The following is a 15,718-nucleotide window of genomic DNA, read 5'->3' as shown; positions in this document are numbered from 1 at the left end:
ATGAAAAATATCCTTGATATTCGGATGTTTTACCTCCATATAAGTAAAGCTGGCCTACCCGCAGCAACAGACGGTTAATGTGGCTTCCTTCATATCCCATTCAGGAAAAAGGATAAAGGATATGAAAAAGCCGCTAAAAAATTCTGGCTCACTCAAAGGAAAACGTGCAAGACGTCCAAATAATGACAAGAAAATAGCTAAGGACACAGTAGATAAACAAGAGTCGCACTTCTTCAAGAAAGCTGGCGATTTTTTTAGATTTACATACTGGCTCCTGCGTTTGTATCGACTCATTACTGGACATAGTTGGTGGTGATACGGCATCCATCATCAACCTGCATGTAAGGAGGTATTTAACGGGAAAAATAAAAATATAACGCACTGATATTATTATATATTTTTAACTTGGGAGTAAAAAATGAAATCAACTACTAAGAAAAAACACGACTTAACCTCTCATTAATCGCTGTGACATTGGAGGAAGCGCCACATCCTCCCAATTAGACTCATTTCGCTGAAGCAGCCGCTAAATGAGTTAGGGTAGTATTTTAGGCCAGGAACCTATGAACAATTCACTACTGGTAACTAAAAGAGACGGAATCAGGGAGCGCATCAATCTCGATAAAATTCATCGAGTTATTGAATGGGCTGCCGAAGGTTTACACGATGTCTCTGTATCCCAAAAGGAATTGCGCTCTCATATTCAGTTTTATGACGACATTGCAATTTCAGATGAGTCTATTAATGAGGTCATAATTTCCTCAGTATTTAGACTCATGGGAAACCAGCAGCGAATCAAAACAACGTCTTTTATTGGCAATGTTCATCAATTAGTGGATTCAAAATCACTAAATTTAGGCAAACAATCCGCAACTGTTCAGCCTGAAGGTCTTGTCCTATTCACACAACTGCTAAAAGTGTTGTGTAAGCTGGCCCGCTCCCCTCCATATGAGGTTAATATCCTTAACATTTATACCGGTTACAACTGAGCATCCAACATACATAACACCCCAAATATAAACCCCTGAGCCGTCTGCATTTCTTTTCTAATTGTCCCATCAGAGCACTTACGCCTTTTAGCTATCATTCGCAGCGAAACACCGTATACATAGTGCAAAATCACTAGTTCATACTCTTCCGGTTTATACTTTTTCAATCGAGCCACACAACCATCAATCATAATGCCGTCATCATCACAGCACTGTGGCCGTGATTTATTGGTATAGGGGAGCAGCCCCTTAAAGCCTGCGGCAATAGGTTGCCAATCTACCTGGCTATTATCATTGGCGGCCCATGCTCCCCAAAGCTCCAATAGATATTGAATATCCAGCATTGGCTTTTCCTGCTCTGACGGCAGGCTTTGCGGTGCGGCTCTCATAACTTCCCTTCCTTTAGTAAAATATACTGTGTGCGCATAACGCCCTCGGCGTGATACAGGCGAGCGGTGTCACTATCAATTAAACGGGTGCGCCGGTCACACTCGTCGTGACATGCACCGCATCCCCAAGCCCCCTGCTCATCAGGTGGTTTAATGGCGGTGCCACAGGTACCCGCCAATCGGTAATGAGCCAGAACCACAGTTTCGGAATTGCCATTGCATATGCCGGGGATTCTTATTTGACACTCACGGCCCCTTGCCTCTTTGCGTAAATTAGCCACAAATCCCCCTACGCATAACTTAATAGCTGGCTGGCGGCATTCTCGGCAGCAGCTGGCGTACTAAAGGTTTTGTTCAGGATAAATTGCCAAAGCACATCAAGAGTGGCTTTGTAGAGTTCGGCAAATTCGGTATCGTCCATCGAGGCAAAAGAGATCGATTTAGGCTCTTTAAATTGCGAGCCATCCGGCATTTGAATAATGGCGTAATAACCAGCTTGAATGGTTGTCCAGCGGCGAAAAGCATCAAAGGATTTAAGCAGGGTTACACGGTCGGCCCGCTGTTCTGCCAGGGTATCGAGGTACTGACGGGCTAATTCTTCCAGCGTATCGCTATGCCCGGCATATTCTGCCAAATAGTTTACATAGCCGCGCACCAGTTTCTTTTCTTCAGGCGATATGGTGCCACCGGAGGGTATCCAGTAATCAAAACCCAGATTCAATAAAGAGAAGTATTTACGGTGAAACTTTGGATTGCGAACCTGCTTAAAATCAGCGGTGAGAATAGCCCCCAACTTGACTTTATAATGCAGAAAATCCCTAACATCGGGTGTGGCCGGTGTCAGTGTCTCATTGCCAGATTTGATAAATGAAAGTTGTGCCATCTTGCCCCCAAGGGTGATGACACAACAACTGCTTAGGTTGCCAGTTGTTCAGGCTGGCTTTGCTATTATACCGCTAAATATCAGGGTTTGTAACGATGTACCCTGCTCTTTCTGCTAGTTCGATAAATGCAGGTAAGCTAGCCACAAACTGATCTGCTCTTATCTGTTTAATACTCACTATCTTACCGTTTTTGCAATGAATCAAAACAGCACCATTCAGTGGTAAATATTGAATCAAGTTTTTCATATTAATCATTAAGCTATCACCTTATGCTTATGATATTGCAACCCCATACTGGGGACCTGATTCAACCGATTTCATGCACACTTCTGTTAAGTAAAGTTTCACATTCCAAAAAACGGATATAACCACATAAAAAGTATGAATATCAGCTATTTCTTATCAATGGTTCAGCTATACCTCCGGTATTTCCTTCCGTAATAATCTCCAGCGTTCCAAAACAAAAACTTTGAATTTGGCGGCATGGTTGGGAATGTTCGATGCATATATTTCATGCCGATCTTTTTATACACAAACTTGTTTCGAACTAGCTTAGTTCTCATCAGAATCGCCTTTTGCACGCTTCTTAGCCCTTAATTTCGAATCTACATAAAAACGATCACTGACACTGTGCAATGTGAATTCCGGTACCGGTTTTTCATGACGAGTGATTTCAACATGTGGTGATTTCATCAGGCCAATCATACGCATTTGAAGCATACGTAACGTAATACCGTGGCCCGGATACGATTTTTCAAGGGCGGTAAGAATACCGGTGTATGTCAAATTTTTGCCAATCATCACTGCTACCAACTCACTCGCCTTTAGACGCAGTGCTGATGACGTATCAGATTTTTTGACTACTTTAGGCCTTTTTACTTTTGTAACCTTTGATGGGGGGATCACAACTTTCCGCGGCTTAAGAGGTGGTGTATAAGGCGCTCGACACCTTGCCCGGGCAGCAGCGTCCCATGAGTCAATAATGCATAAGGAATGATCACATTTGTCGTCAATGACTGGCCGGCTGTCATTGATAAAACTATTGCAGTTGTTAATTTCCATTGGTCATACCTCGCTTATTTAACGTATCGGTTTCCTGCGGCTAGTTGCTGTGCCGGGGTTAATCCTGATGGTCGGTCAGGTGTTTTCAATTGGCGGCGAATGGGAGGGATTGGTACACCACTAGCAACGCGCTTTTGCCACTTGGCCAGCTCGATACCTGCCTGTGTTTCTAGTCCGGTATCAGTAAGCCTTTTTTCAATTCCAAGGCGCTTAAGGTCTACGCAGATTTGATATAAAACCGGGTGGCGCCAGTTGAATTCCTCAGCACAACTGTATTTATAAAATTCATTCCGGTAGCGCTTAAGCTCGGCGAGAACATCAGTCACGGTTAAGCCCAGATGACCGCCTGCATGTTCAGCAACGAGAGTGACAAACTCGGCAAAATCTGGAGGCCAAGAGTTACCAGATTCACAACGTTTCATGCATGCGGTGCAAACTCGCTGGAGTTGGTCACCAGTCATTGTGCTAATCTGACGTTCCCACAGTTCAGACGGGCGATTGCCATTCTTCGCAGTCCAGCGGTTCGCATAGATTTTGATCATGAGATCCCATAGGTTCCATGCCTGTGATCCCCTGTTGTTGTTCCCAACTGAGGTATTGCTCAGAGTACGGTCGTGGGTCGCTCTGGTTAAATCTGAATTCCACATGATTTTCTCCTGTGCTTACTTGCCACTCATCGTCGAAATGCTTCGACGGTCCAAAAAATGTTTTTGCCTGTTTGATAAATTCCGTGCCAGCTTTCCCCGTAGCCTTGACGAACTCCGCATAGCGCCTCACCCCTTCCAACATCGCATCAGTCGTTACGCCGTCTCGCAGTCTGGCGTTCCAAGCTTTGAAAGCACCGTGTTTGTCAGGGCTTCCCGGTCGACGGGGATATATCAACCAAGCCGCCTCGAATTCTGGCGAGTACTCATGCCGCTTGTTTTTTGCCTCGGCTTCTTGGCCCTCCGGTTCACGATTCGAAGAAAAATTATTTTCACTCGGTCCTGTGGCGTTTTTTTCGCCATAGGACAATAGGGTTTTATCTTTTAGTTCTTTCTCTTCCTCTAACTCTTCCTCTGGTAACGCTTTTTGATCCTGTTGTGTAACGCCGCCAGCGTTACCCTTGACGTTACTTTTTGCCTTGGAATCTCTGAATTCTGTAACGCGTCTGCTTGTAACTGCCCGTTTTTTAGAGCCTTTTCCGTTATGGCGATCAAAGTCAGGAAAGTATATTTTCCCGCCGTCATGTTTTAACCATCCAACTGTTATCAGTGCATCAGCAAAGCCAGTCATAAAAGTGATACGGTCAATGCCAATTCTTGTAACGCTGACCGCGTTACCATCTGCGTTACCATCGATGGTCTGTTGATCAGCCCAGACCCAGACACGGATTAACTTTCCAAGTACGGTATCCGGGTCAATATTCAGGATTTCAGCCAGTTGGAAGATCTCCGGTTTATCTGGAGTTATCACTTCGACTTTTATCCAACTTGATGCCATACCTACCCCGACTCAGTGCTTTTCTGTAACGCTGAACACGTTACATTTGGCGTTACTAATATTAAAAAGAGCGTGAAATGCTCTCCGTTGGCATTGCATGGACTCGCGTACAACTTGCCGTAAAACCACCCGTGCCATATTCGATGTAATAGGCATGTTTCCGTAGCGATAGCCATTGCACCAAGTGAGTTTTTTAGACATGTGGTGTCCTCCATGACTTATTAGGTTTAACCACTTTCTTCGCCGGTTTATCCCGAATACGTTTGTAAGGTTTGGCGTATGTTTTTGCCCAAGCTAAAGCACTTGAGAATGTGGAATTAGGTACTTCGGTGTAATGCTTGCCTCCTTGAATTGCTGCTGATCTGGATACTGATTCCGTAAACCCTGCCCTCTGCAGTTCATCTCGTAATTGCTGTTCAACTTGTTCTCTAGAAAATCTGGCCATTGGTCATACCTCGTTATGCAATCAACTGCTGTGTTACTGGGATCAATGCATGTATCGCCTCGGTAGCTTTTATTAACTTCTGTGACATATCAGAACAGCCCAAAAAAACTGCACTCATGGCTAGCGAGAAATCTCGCAATGCTTGTGCGGCTAGATAATTCACTGAATTTGGATTCTCTAATCTGGCTCGACGCTCTCCGGGCAATGCTCGGAGGATTGCCGGGGTAAGCTCTGCGATTTTTGTCTTTGACCTGTCCGTGTCACTGTCAATCCATCTGAATAGGCGTTGCTTGTTGTTGTGCGTAGCGTGTTCATCGTTAACAGGTGTCAATGGAAGATCCCCTCCCCCCAAAACGAAATAAGCCTGTGCTATTTCTGCCGCTACAATTTCCTGTTTGGTTTCCGCTGCCCAACCACGCAATTCCGCGCAGATGGCATCATGTTTTAATTTCACAGCTATCTCCTTGTGGAATCTGATTTTTAAAAATCAGTTTTTATGCTGCAGGTGCGTTAAATTGAAGTTCTGGAGGCAGACCATCAGTTGGATTTGGATAGTCAATCGCATTTAATTCATGCGGTGTAACTGCCCATTGAGTAGCAGCCGCGATATTTAAGGCCATAATTCCCCTTGGAGCATGGCGGCCAACCACGATGTGGCTGACATATCCCTGTGAAGCATTAATACTGGTAGCAAAAATTTTTTGACTAATACCGTTTCTATTCAGATATTCACTAAGTTTCATGGTGTTCTCCATTTAATTCACCAGAATATTAACGTTGTTATTTTTTTGCGTCAATACCGTAGTTATTTTTTTAATAACAACTTTAATAATATGATTGAGGTATGAAGAGACAACTGTCAGAAGAAGACCTGCAAGCCGCAGAAAGGCTCAGAGAGATCTGGAACTATAAGCGCGGGATGTTGGGGCTAACTCAAGAGAAAGCAGCAGACATCATGGGATACAATACCCAAGGTGCTGTTAGCCATTATCTAAATGGGGTAACGCCACTTAACACAGATGCGGTGATTAAATTCGCTTCGCTTTTAATGGTGAGTCCTGAAGAGATAAGACCAGAGTTAAGTGAACTATTTAGCTATGTCCGTAAAGGACCACCTCCCCCTTCGGAGCACGAAGAGCCCGGGTGGAATCATCTAACTAGCCAGCACAAAGAATTAATAAGGTTATTCAATAAGTTACCTGGAAGTGAGAAAGTCAAACTCTTACAACAACTAGAAACTACAACTGAAAATTACGATAAACTTCTAGAAGAGTTACTCGTTTTAAGACGCAAAAGCTCAAACTCAGGCCAATAACTCCCTTAATTTTTCTTATTAAACCGGTAGCGATACCGGTTTTTTTATATCTATCGAATATTTTAATAACATTGGTATTGACGAAATAATAATAGCTATAGTATTGTTTGTCTCATCAACGGCACAACAGCCGCTTAGGTAAGCAAGTTCTGACAATCTGAAAGCAGATAAAAAGGGATAGACGATGGGAAAACTATTGGATGACCACAGTAAATACGTTGCACAAGCTAAAGCTAAGGGGGTGAATTTCATCACTCTTAGCTACCCAATATGTAATAAAGAAATTGAAACACGCAGAGGAATAGATAACACAGTTTGGGATTCACTGGCGACTTGCCCTTATTGCGAATCGATTTATCTAAAAATTACTGATGGTGGGAAAGCAACTGCCGAGATAATTTAACCCTTAATATTCAGGAAATTTATGGAGCAACTACTATTCGCTTTAGTTGTATCGGTATGCCCTGCTCATGAAATTTGTAGAGATATTGTCTATGAAGTTTATGACACCCAACAAGAATGTGAAAAAGTAATTTTCGAAAATAGGTTATTCAATGGCAACTGTTATCCAGTCGATGCCATTATTCATCAAAAATAACGAGGTATGACCAATGAAATTTAAAGAAATTAAATTATCTATTAAACCACTTCATGATGCTGTTGCTCAATTATCAACAGATAATGAAATCATCGGGTATGCAGTTAAAAATACAGATTCAAAATCACCTGCCGCATCTATTGTATTACCTAATGGTGAAACGTTGGGTGATTACCATTGTATGGGATGCGCTATTAAAGCTGCCGCCAAAAATTATATTGGCATTGGTGAAGATGAAGCAATTGAAGCCAATTTTAGTCTCGGTAAGAAACAAGTCCGTGATTTGTTATTAATCGCTTTGCTATCAAATTTTGTAAATGATTTAGCACCTCAGGAAAAACATTAACTTTAGTAGCTAACACCGTGAAACAGCCATCAATCTCAGCTAATTAAAGTGGGTAAAACGCTGCTAAATAGCGTGAGTGACAGCAACTCATTCTTGTCATTCTGCTTTGGGGATGTAAAAAAGCCCGCGCAAGGCGGGCTATCTTACCGGCTTAACGTCCCGGTGACGGCGGAGTCAGCGACCAAACCGACTCCAGCGAGGTATGACCAATGGCTTCCACCACTGGACGCCAAAATTATATAGGGATCTTTATGCAAAAGACAACATTAAGAATCCTGGCTGATTCTATTACTATTGTTAATACGGCTAAATCTCCAGCACTAGTAGAGGTTGGAGCAAGCTCTGATGCCATTATGGGAACAGTTACGGACCTTATTGAAACAGGATCTGTTGATGTACGTGATTTAATTTCTCTCGCCTTAGAGCAAATTAAAAAGTGTGATTCTGAGTCTTTAAGACACGTATTACCAACCGATAAATTAATCGAATTTACCGATTGTTATTATCAGATTAAAAATAATTAGCGAGGAATGACCAATGAGCTTATTTATATGTGGGTTTCTACCCAAAAAATCTGCCATGGCAAATGGTGCTGTCGCCATGGCAATTACTGTTGATGCCAAAAATCAAAAAATGGCAACAATGAAATCCACCATGTTATTAGAGGGTGAATTCCCCGGTTCAAGTGGTAATTTCTTTGCGCCTAAAGTTTGTGCTGATCGTGTCGGCTCCCCTCGCCCACCAGTTCATGATGACTCTGATGATAATGCCATATTTAGTACTGAATGGATGGAGCATAATCAGTGGAACGATGAGTCTAAAGAATTTGAACCTATCCCTATTCAAAATAATGATGAAATTGAAAACATAAAGGATATATTCAATTTACCAATAGAAGTGAGAGTTGCTTATATCTTGTTATACGGTGTAGAACCAGAAACAGTAGATAGCCATTTATTGTCAAATGCTTATGACTTAATTAATGACGATGAATCGGAACCTTTGTATCGAGCAATAATTGATGGTCTCCCGCGCCTACCCCAAATTAAACACATGTTGATTACTTCATTGGCCCAGTTGATTGATGATATTCAGGCCCACACGCCCCCCTTTAAGTCATGGCCAGACGTCAATAAATTTGCTGAAAAGTGGATTATGTCCCGTCCGGATGAGCGTGAACACCCTACCAGCCAAGCTAATGAACCAACCAATTCTTCCCCTACAGGCAATCATGAGCGCGGCTATAAGCATGATTATGCTTCGCTAGATGTTGAAGTTGCCTGTGCCTTGTTCCCCGGAGATTATGACGTTTGGGAAGTACCCCCTTCTATTTATCGTGGTGCTAAAGAAAAAGTAGCAAAAGGCGATGAAGCGTGGCGTCGCTGGTCGACTGCTTTACGAGTCATTCCAACCATACTGGATGTTACCCGTGATGATTTATTTGCAATGATCCGCGGTGCTGAATTGGATATTCATAAAGACCCAGCCAAGCTGAAAACCTATATCAATCAGTGTTTACAGCTTGATGTAATCAAAGCCGATGATGTGAAAGTAGCAAACCTTGGCGATGGCAAATTTAGCGTTGATGGCTTAACCGGTGCAGCCAACGATTCACCGGCGAATACCAGCACAATTGAAAAACCAAAAACTGATACAAAAGTGCCAAAAGGCGCAACAGAACAACCAAATCATGCATCGAACATTGCCAATAGCACCATTAATGATGAAACAGCGAGCATTAATGCCGAGACACATACCAGCGAGCAGATAGAGCCTGAATCACCGCTTCTTGCTGCAGATGAGTTCCAGCAACGTGCATCACAGATTGATCAGGATATCTCTAAGTTACCAAAAGAGTCGCAGGATAATTTAAGTATCTGGAAATCAGTACAGCGCACCGATCCAGCGCGTACCAAGCGAAAAGACACTACCAAAAATGGCAAAGTCATTCGCTCTGTGACCAGCATCAATCCTACCTATCAGACAATGAGAGCCACGGAGATTTTTGGCCCCTTTGGTAGCGGCTGGGGCGTGGATATTATCAGTGAAGAATTTATACCCGGCATCCCATTTATGGAGTCGGTTCTGGATAGCAACAATCGAGAAATCGGGCGTAAACCAATGCGTGATGGGGATGGAACCATTCTACGGACATCCAACCACACTATGCGGATTGAACTGTGGTACCAGCACACAGGAGGTCGGGGTCGCTTCCCTGCTTTTGGTCATACCAAACATATTTATCAAAGTACAAACGGTTTCATTTGTGACGATGAAGTCAGTAAAAAAAGCCTAACGGACGCCACGACCAAAGCATTAGCACAGCTTGGTTTCAGCGCTGATGTGTTTATGGGGCTGTTTGATGATGCTGAATACACCGCCGACAATAATATTGAGTTCGGTATTAAAAATGCCAGCACTAAAGCTGATGATGTGGTTCGTCTACGTAAAGAGTTAGATGAAAAATTCAAAGCCAATACCGAAACGATGAAAACAGCAGTCACGGCGAATGAAGTGACAAAAATCAGTACTTCACTAACACGTACCATCGGGGTTCATCTCAAGAATGCAGAATCATCCCATGATGATGAGCACGTCAAATATCTGACAGGCCGTCTAACCCGTTTGAACCAAATCAAAGATGAGTGTCTGGCAAAATTCGTCACTGAAGGAGAAAAGGCATGAGTACAACCGCTATATCATTAGCCACTGATTATCGAAAGCTACAGGAAATGGCCGATAGTGGTGATGAACTCACACCCGAAATGGTCGCTGATACCCTATCTGGCATTGAGGGCATGCTAGAGGATAAGTTCGATGCATTGATGGCATTGGTTCGTAACACGCTGGGTCAGGCAGAGATATGTGCCAACGAAGCCAAACGGATGAGTGCACGCAAGAAAAGTTTTGATAATCAGGCTGAGATCTACCGTAAATATATATTGGAATGCATGATTCAGGCTGGTAAAGACTCGATCAAAACAGCATCCAATACCTATACTGCCCGAAAAGGGACAAAAAAACTCGTCATCACCGATGTGAATTTGTTGCCTGATGAATATGTAGACTCCGTTTCTCAGGTGCAAATTATCACTACCCCAAAAGCCGATGAAATCAAAGCTGCCTTAAATGAGGGCCTATCGATAGCCGGTGCCAAGTTTGAAACTGGCGAACGTTCGTTAGCCGTCCGCTAACTGATTTTTAAAAATCAAAACTGAACCGGTCAGCGCGTTACTATGCTGACCGGTCATATCGAGGTATGACCAATGGCTAAATTAATGACATTAACCGAATGGTGTAATGAAACGTATACGACTGACAAGCCGACGATTCAAACACTCCAACGTTGGGCCAGAAACGGTAACTTTTACCCTGCAGCAGAAAAACACGGCAGACAATATCGCGTGCGGCCTGGTGCCATTTATATACAGCCCAAAAGCTACAGAATGGCGAAAGCGCTGAATATTTCACATTCTACGATACCGCCAATATTGGAGAAGATGGGTTATGGCAAAAAGGCCGGGAAAGTATGACGCTAATTTGCCCAAAAATCTCACCTTTAGGCGTGTTCAACAAACTTTCTATTGGCGCAACCCGCTAACTGGAAAGGAATTGTCTCTCGGTAAAATTGCCCGACGAGATGCTATATCCCAAGCCATTGAAGCCAATAATTTCATTGAACAAAACTACACTCCTGTCGCGCTACTAGAAAAGCTCAAAGGCACGCAGGAGTACACACTGGCAGCATGGCTAAAACGATATGACGTCATCTATAAACGCCGAGAGCTGGCGGAAAACACATACAAAGTTCGCAAGGGACAAATAGCCATGATCAGCGAAAAATTGGGCAGCAATGTATTAACAAAAATCAGCACGCGCCATGTTGCTGAGTTTTTGGAGTTCTGGGTAGCGCAAGATAAAAAGACAATGGCTGCCACCATGCGATCGGTTCTGTCAGATATATTTAGGGAAGCGATTGTTGAAGGTCATATAGAGAACAACCCGGTGACACCGACACGTTCAGCTAAACCAGTGGTGAAACGTGAGCGACTGGAACTGGATCAGTATCTTGCCATTCGCAATGTTGCTAACACATTACCGGCATGGTTTGGGCTATCAATGGATCTGGCGCTGGTGACTGGCCAACGGCGTGAGGATTTAACATTGATGCGCTTTGACCAGATTGTTGATGGCAGATTACAGATAGATCAGGGAAAAACCGGAGCCATGATCTCCCTGCCCTTAGATCTTGAGCTTAAAGCCGTTGGCCTACGTCTTAGCTCCGTGATTGAAAGATGCAGATTAGCCAGTAAAACAGATTTTATGATAAGTACCGGTATCCGGAAAAATAGCCCTGATGGATCACTACATCCAGACAGCCTGACTAAGAAATTCGTAACGGCGAGAACAGGAACAGATTTTCGTTTTGATGAAAGTCCGCCAACTTTTCATGAGATCAGAAGCCTAGCCGGACGATTGTATGAAAAGGAAAAAGGTAAGGAATTTGCGATGAAACTGCTGGGGCATAAATCGGAGAAAATGACGAATAAGTACCTTGATACGAGAGGGAAAGAATACGTGATGCTATAAAAGACCGAATATCAGATTTCGATAAAATTTCGATAAATTTCGATAAACCCCAAAAATCACCTTTAAAATCAATAAGTTAAAAAAAGACCGAATACGATTCCTATATTCGGTCTAGGGAAAGGGCTCTTGGGAGAGAGCCGTGCGCTAAAAGTTGGCATTAACGTAGGCTTATTCAGCCGTACTCCTTAAGCGTAGTCGAGTACATGTGTTTCGCCAACTTAGCAACAGAAGTAATTAATAACGGGTGCAAACTAATTTAGGCGCTAAAAAATCAGTGCTCATGCTAAGAAAGGCAATTGTCTGTTAAACATCGATTAATACTAATAAACACCTAGGTTTTGTACTCAAATTTACTGTTGGCATAATGTCATGGCGCGTTTTTGAAAAGGCTCCAAACTCATCTTTTGGCCGGGTTTATCACTGTCATCTAATAGCAGCACATCTAATGGTTTCGCCAGAACATGACCCGACTTCATCTGTTCCATTGCGACATCATTTAGCGGATATTGCGCTAACGTGCTTGGGTTTATCACAAACAAAGCATCACCTGAGCGGCACTCCAGCATCACTTCTTCGCGATTAAATGCCCATTGTTTGCCAAACTCAAACTTACTGACCGTGATAATCTTCCCGGCAGCCATAGCGTTAGCTGATAACATGAGTAACGACAACGTCAGCACAAAACCCTTCATCTTAATTACCCTTAATTAACTGATTGCTTTGATTTTCTCTCATAGTGAGGAGTTGATGCAAGCTCGGTGGCACTGTTTGTTAGAGATAATCTCACCCTATACCGGTGCCATTGTGGCAAAAATACTGACTAACAGCAGCACCCCTACCCCAAGGATTATCTCGGTACAGCTGTTAACGACTAACCAATAATGCCCCTTTACCGGTAATTTTCGCAGCATCGGGACAATCCAATAGCGGTTAATCAGTGCAACAACAATCATAAATAGCACTAATATCACTTTGCTGAGCAATAACATCTGATAAGTGGATGTTAACGTTAAAGAAGTCTCTCTCAATATAATAATGCTGTTAATAACACCAGTCACCAAGACCAAGGTTACCGCTAAATGCCCCCAACTGGAAAAGCGAATCAGTGTGGTGATAGCTTCGCGTTTCACATCACTATGGCGAGTATAAGCAAGACAAATTAAGAGAGGTGGTAGACATCCCAACCAGTAGCCAGTGCTGAGTAAATGTATCATTTGATTGATTTGATGAATCCATCCCAAAGCACCATCGTGCATCGCCGCATGCCCGGTAAACGCCAAGCTCGCCAGTAATGCCGTGGAACACCCCACCATTAATGGGTAGTAAACTCGAGTTGAACCCAGTAATACGACCCACATACTCAAGATAGATAGACCAAGATGCCATTGCCATATCTGACCAAATCGAGTGCCAAATACTGCCCACCAAACATTCAGCCGATAAGTATCAGACCAGCCATCCCCCATCATACCGGCTTGAATGGCCAAAAGTCCGACAGCAGAAACTAGCCCCAGAAAGGTACTGAGGATAAGCAGAGGTGATAAACGCTGTTTTAAGGTCGAAGAAAAGCGGTCTGGTGCTAATAAGGCGGTGAAGATACTGATGCCAAACATCAGCATCACCGCCAAAAAATGCAGGAAGCGACACAGAACGAATAGGGTCGCCAGAGACATATTATTTCACTGTGAAGCTGTATGTGCCTTTGGTTTTATGACCATCAACAGAGACCACATGCCATGAAACGTTATATTTCCCCGCTTTTAACGCATCATCAATTGGTAAAATCAATTGCGTATTATTGACCGGGTCTAATTTTAGCTCACCGGTTTTCACCACATCGTTATCAGGACCGGTAACTTTCACGCCACTGAAATTCAGCTCAATTCCTTCGGAGAACCCCAAGGTCAGGGCTTCTGGTGCTGAACCTATGGTGGTATCGGCGGCAGGTGACTCAATTTTTAAATGTGCGTGGGCCAGCGCTTGTTGACTGGATAACCCAACAAACAACACAATAAGCGCCGAAAGCATGCGGCAAGAAGAACGTACTTTGCGAATAAACATAATATCCCTTAATCGATGGGGAAAAGAATCAATCTGCTACCAACCATATCCTATATTGGCAGCGTGAACCCCTATCACTTCCAGTGAATTGCACTACCTGTGAGGTAGGGCACAAAATAAAACACCAAACTCTGAGTGGCGATTGAAATATCACCAATTTTTGAACAGCTATTAAGCTCACGAGCTTTTGTTGTTATTGCAAATGATAACGATTTGAATATGGCAAGTCGAGAAACCATAGCTAAACAATTCGTTATTAGCACGAAACCATAAAATGGGGGGGAAAGCGCAGATAAATATCATGAGGTTACAACGAAAAACCGCAGCTCCGGATTCCACCAGTGGGAATCAGAAGCTGCGGCAAATAGTCTGTCAGTACCCATTAAGCCAAGAATTAAGCCTGAACGTGGCTCTGAGCCGCCATTGTCTTCAAGTCTTTATCAACAAAGAACAATGAGTTGCCGCTATTACCCACCAGCGCCAATTTATCCAGAATAGATTTGAACAGTTTTTCTTCTTCATGCTGTTCAGCAACATACCATTGCAGGAAATTGAATGTAGAGTAGTCGTGAGTTGTCATTGCTACATGGGCAAGCTCATTAATTTGAGTGGTGATCAGTTGCTCATGCTCATAAGTCAATTTGAATACATCAGCCAATGATGCAAAATCGATTGGCGGCGCTGTAATGGTACCCAAAACCGGCATAGAACCTGTGCCACTGAGATACTCAAACAGGCGCTGCATATGCTGCATCTCTTCTTGAGAATGTTCTTTTAAAAATGCAGCTGCACCTTCAAACCCTTTATCGCTGCACCAGGCACTCATCTGCAGATAAAGATTGGCAGAGTAAAATTCGAGATTCAGCTGCTCATTGAGCTTTTGTGCCATTTCTGTTTTCAACATAAATAATTTCCTAATATTTATAATGCAGGGAAGCAACGATTAACTTGGCGTATTATGCCAAGATAAAAACAAAATAAGAACACCCTATTCACATTAATACTCTACAAAAACAAATAAATAATTTAACCATATGATTTTAAACAAGATAACAAATATTATCGTGTTTCTTTGATTATTATAATAATCATTATCATTACCGGCCAAACACTAAAAAGAATGATTCTTATTTGAGGGTTTATTTAATTTAAAATAAGCTTTTCACCTGAAGGTGAATATTATTTCTATGTGAAAGTTTAGAAATAACCATTGTTTGATAATCCCTGTCACTTGCCAAGCGCTGCAGTCTGCATTACCTTTTGCGCCATAACCTCCCACCATCCAAGAAGGAGCAAAGAATGGGATATAATCTGGTAGAGCTTTCTGACGAAGAAACAGCAAAAATGAACGTTGACCTGGCGGCTTCAGGCGTTGCATTTAAAGAGCGTTACAATATGCCGGTGATCCCTGAAATGGTTGCCAGGGAGCAGCCGGATGAGCTGCGCGACTATTTTTTGCAGCGTTTGGCGCATTATCGTAGTGAATCAAATAAACTCTCTCGCTTGCCGTATGAACCGAAGATAAAGTGATGAACAAGATACTCCCGCAAAGATGGC

Annotated in this window: 25 protein-coding genes and 1 pseudogene; 12 read left to right on the top strand and 14 right to left on the bottom strand. The window is 43.0% G+C overall.

Features of this window, described 5'->3' with window-relative positions:
• Positions 1-121: 121 nt before the first annotated feature.
• Together DJ58_RS14300 and DJ58_RS23865 are read left to right on the top strand one after the other, a co-directional pair.
• Positions 122-316: a hypothetical protein gene (locus DJ58_RS14300; protein WP_032912238.1), complete on the top strand. Its 195-nt coding sequence runs from the start codon at positions 122-124 to the stop codon at positions 314-316.
• A gap of 247 nt (positions 317-563) precedes the next feature.
• Positions 564-779: pseudogene (locus DJ58_RS23865) on the top strand (ATP cone domain-containing protein); the annotation flags it as partial.
• Between the two features lie 200 nt (positions 780-979).
• Here the strand turns inward: DJ58_RS23865 and DJ58_RS14310 are convergent.
• The 10 genes from DJ58_RS14310 to DJ58_RS14350 all read right to left on the bottom strand — a co-directional run bounded on the left by DJ58_RS14310 (position 980) and on the right by DJ58_RS14350 (position 5,994).
• Positions 980-1,333, bottom strand: a complete 354-nt coding sequence (locus DJ58_RS14310) for an antiterminator Q family protein (RefSeq protein ID WP_032912249.1) — start codon at positions 1,331-1,333, stop codon at positions 980-982.
• 41 nt (positions 1,334-1,374) lie between these two features.
• Positions 1,375-1,659 (bottom strand): DUF1364 domain-containing protein, encoded by a 285-nt coding sequence (locus DJ58_RS14315; protein ID WP_032912240.1) that lies wholly within the window; start codon positions 1,657-1,659, stop codon positions 1,375-1,377.
• A gap of 8 nt (positions 1,660-1,667) precedes the next feature.
• Complete coding sequence (locus DJ58_RS14320) at positions 1,668-2,261, bottom strand: DUF1367 family protein (RefSeq protein WP_004712680.1); 594 nt, start codon at positions 2,259-2,261, stop codon at positions 1,668-1,670.
• A 73-nt stretch (positions 2,262-2,334) separates the two neighbouring features.
• Positions 2,335-2,517 carry a hypothetical protein gene (locus DJ58_RS14325; protein WP_032912241.1) on the bottom strand — a complete coding sequence of 61 codons (183 nt, stop codon included), beginning with the start codon at positions 2,515-2,517 and terminating at the stop codon, positions 2,335-2,337.
• A gap of 297 nt (positions 2,518-2,814) precedes the next feature.
• A complete protein-coding gene (locus tag DJ58_RS22605) occupies positions 2,815-3,324 on the bottom strand; it encodes a hypothetical protein (RefSeq protein WP_071985066.1) in 510 nt (169 codons plus the stop codon).
• A gap of 14 nt (positions 3,325-3,338) precedes the next feature.
• A complete protein-coding gene (locus DJ58_RS14330) occupies positions 3,339-3,785 on the bottom strand; it encodes a replication protein P (protein ID WP_032912251.1) in 447 nt (148 codons plus the stop codon).
• 25 nt (positions 3,786-3,810) lie between these two features.
• On the bottom strand, positions 3,811-4,806 hold the full coding sequence (locus tag DJ58_RS23860; RefSeq protein WP_004712683.1) for a hypothetical protein: 996 nt from the start codon (positions 4,804-4,806) through the stop codon (positions 3,811-3,813).
• Between the two features lie 193 nt (positions 4,807-4,999).
• Complete coding sequence (locus DJ58_RS14340; RefSeq protein WP_032912242.1) at positions 5,000-5,251, bottom strand: hypothetical protein; 252 nt, start codon at positions 5,249-5,251, stop codon at positions 5,000-5,002.
• A 13-nt stretch (positions 5,252-5,264) separates the two neighbouring features.
• A complete protein-coding gene (locus tag DJ58_RS14345) occupies positions 5,265-5,705 on the bottom strand; it encodes a toxin YdaT family protein (RefSeq protein ID WP_004712684.1) in 441 nt (146 codons plus the stop codon).
• Positions 5,706-5,745: 40 nt separating this feature from the next.
• Positions 5,746-5,994 carry a transcriptional regulator gene (locus DJ58_RS14350; protein WP_032912243.1) on the bottom strand — a complete coding sequence of 83 codons (249 nt, stop codon included), beginning with the start codon at positions 5,992-5,994 and terminating at the stop codon, positions 5,746-5,748.
• A gap of 101 nt (positions 5,995-6,095) precedes the next feature.
• Between DJ58_RS14350 and DJ58_RS14355 the strand changes: the two genes are divergently transcribed.
• From DJ58_RS14355 to DJ58_RS14390, 9 genes are all read left to right on the top strand, one after another.
• The gene (locus tag DJ58_RS14355) at positions 6,096-6,566 is read left to right on the top strand and encodes a helix-turn-helix domain-containing protein (RefSeq protein ID WP_032912244.1); all 471 of its coding nucleotides are present in this window, start codon (positions 6,096-6,098) and stop codon (positions 6,564-6,566) included.
• 184 nt (positions 6,567-6,750) lie between these two features.
• On the top strand, positions 6,751-6,969 hold the full coding sequence (locus tag DJ58_RS14360; RefSeq protein ID WP_004712686.1) for a hypothetical protein: 219 nt from the start codon (positions 6,751-6,753) through the stop codon (positions 6,967-6,969).
• 21 nt (positions 6,970-6,990) lie between these two features.
• On the top strand, positions 6,991-7,164 hold the full coding sequence (locus DJ58_RS23370) for a DUF1482 family protein (protein WP_086019124.1): 174 nt from the start codon (positions 6,991-6,993) through the stop codon (positions 7,162-7,164).
• 13 nt (positions 7,165-7,177) lie between these two features.
• Complete coding sequence (locus tag DJ58_RS14365) at positions 7,178-7,510, top strand: hypothetical protein (protein WP_004712687.1); 333 nt, start codon at positions 7,178-7,180, stop codon at positions 7,508-7,510.
• A 251-nt stretch (positions 7,511-7,761) separates the two neighbouring features.
• Entirely contained in the window at positions 7,762-8,034 is a 273-nt protein-coding gene (locus DJ58_RS14370; RefSeq protein ID WP_004712689.1) for a hypothetical protein, read from the top strand.
• Positions 8,035-8,047: 13 nt separating this feature from the next.
• Positions 8,048-10,195, top strand: a complete 2,148-nt coding sequence (locus DJ58_RS14375; RefSeq protein WP_032912246.1) for an exonuclease family protein — start codon at positions 8,048-8,050, stop codon at positions 10,193-10,195.
• The gene (locus DJ58_RS14380) at positions 10,192-10,704 is read left to right on the top strand and encodes a siphovirus Gp157 family protein (RefSeq protein WP_032912247.1); all 513 of its coding nucleotides are present in this window, start codon (positions 10,192-10,194) and stop codon (positions 10,702-10,704) included. Before DJ58_RS14375 ends, DJ58_RS14380 begins: the two co-directional genes overlap by 4 nt.
• A 72-nt stretch (positions 10,705-10,776) precedes the next feature.
• Positions 10,777-11,043 carry an excisionase gene (locus DJ58_RS14385; protein ID WP_032912248.1) on the top strand — a complete coding sequence of 89 codons (267 nt, stop codon included), beginning with the start codon at positions 10,777-10,779 and terminating at the stop codon, positions 11,041-11,043.
• On the top strand, positions 11,018-12,100 hold the full coding sequence (locus DJ58_RS14390; protein ID WP_032913217.1) for a tyrosine-type recombinase/integrase: 1,083 nt from the start codon (positions 11,018-11,020) through the stop codon (positions 12,098-12,100). Before DJ58_RS14385 ends, DJ58_RS14390 begins: the two co-directional genes overlap by 26 nt.
• A 350-nt stretch (positions 12,101-12,450) precedes the next feature.
• Here the strand turns inward: DJ58_RS14390 and DJ58_RS14395 are convergent, their stop codons facing one another.
• The 4 genes from DJ58_RS14395 to ftnA form a co-directional block, all read right to left on the bottom strand.
• Entirely contained in the window at positions 12,451-12,792 is a 342-nt protein-coding gene (locus DJ58_RS14395; RefSeq protein ID WP_004709441.1) for a YebY family protein, read from the bottom strand.
• Positions 12,793-12,888: 96 nt separating this feature from the next.
• Entirely contained in the window at positions 12,889-13,773 is an 885-nt protein-coding gene (copD, locus tag DJ58_RS14400; RefSeq protein WP_004709444.1) for a copper homeostasis membrane protein CopD, read from the bottom strand.
• Between the two features lies 1 nt (position 13,774).
• On the bottom strand, positions 13,775-14,161 hold the full coding sequence (gene yobA, locus DJ58_RS14405; RefSeq protein ID WP_004709445.1) for a CopC domain-containing protein YobA: 387 nt from the start codon (positions 14,159-14,161) through the stop codon (positions 13,775-13,777).
• A 394-nt stretch (positions 14,162-14,555) separates the two neighbouring features.
• A complete protein-coding gene (ftnA, locus tag DJ58_RS14410; protein WP_004709447.1) occupies positions 14,556-15,065 on the bottom strand; it encodes a non-heme ferritin in 510 nt (169 codons plus the stop codon).
• Between the two features lie 395 nt (positions 15,066-15,460).
• Here ftnA and DJ58_RS14415 point away from each other — a divergent pair, with 395 nt between their 5' ends.
• Positions 15,461-15,691, top strand: a complete 231-nt coding sequence (locus tag DJ58_RS14415; RefSeq protein WP_004709448.1) for a DNA polymerase III subunit theta — start codon at positions 15,461-15,463, stop codon at positions 15,689-15,691.
• The last annotated feature ends 27 nt before the right edge of the window (positions 15,692-15,718 follow it).

It is taken from the genome of Yersinia frederiksenii ATCC 33641, assembly GCF_000754805.1.
Lineage (GTDB): Bacteria > Pseudomonadota > Gammaproteobacteria > Enterobacterales > Enterobacteriaceae > Yersinia > Yersinia frederiksenii.
Note: the sequence above shows the minus strand (reverse complement) of the source record. Positions and strands in the feature narration are given on the sequence as shown.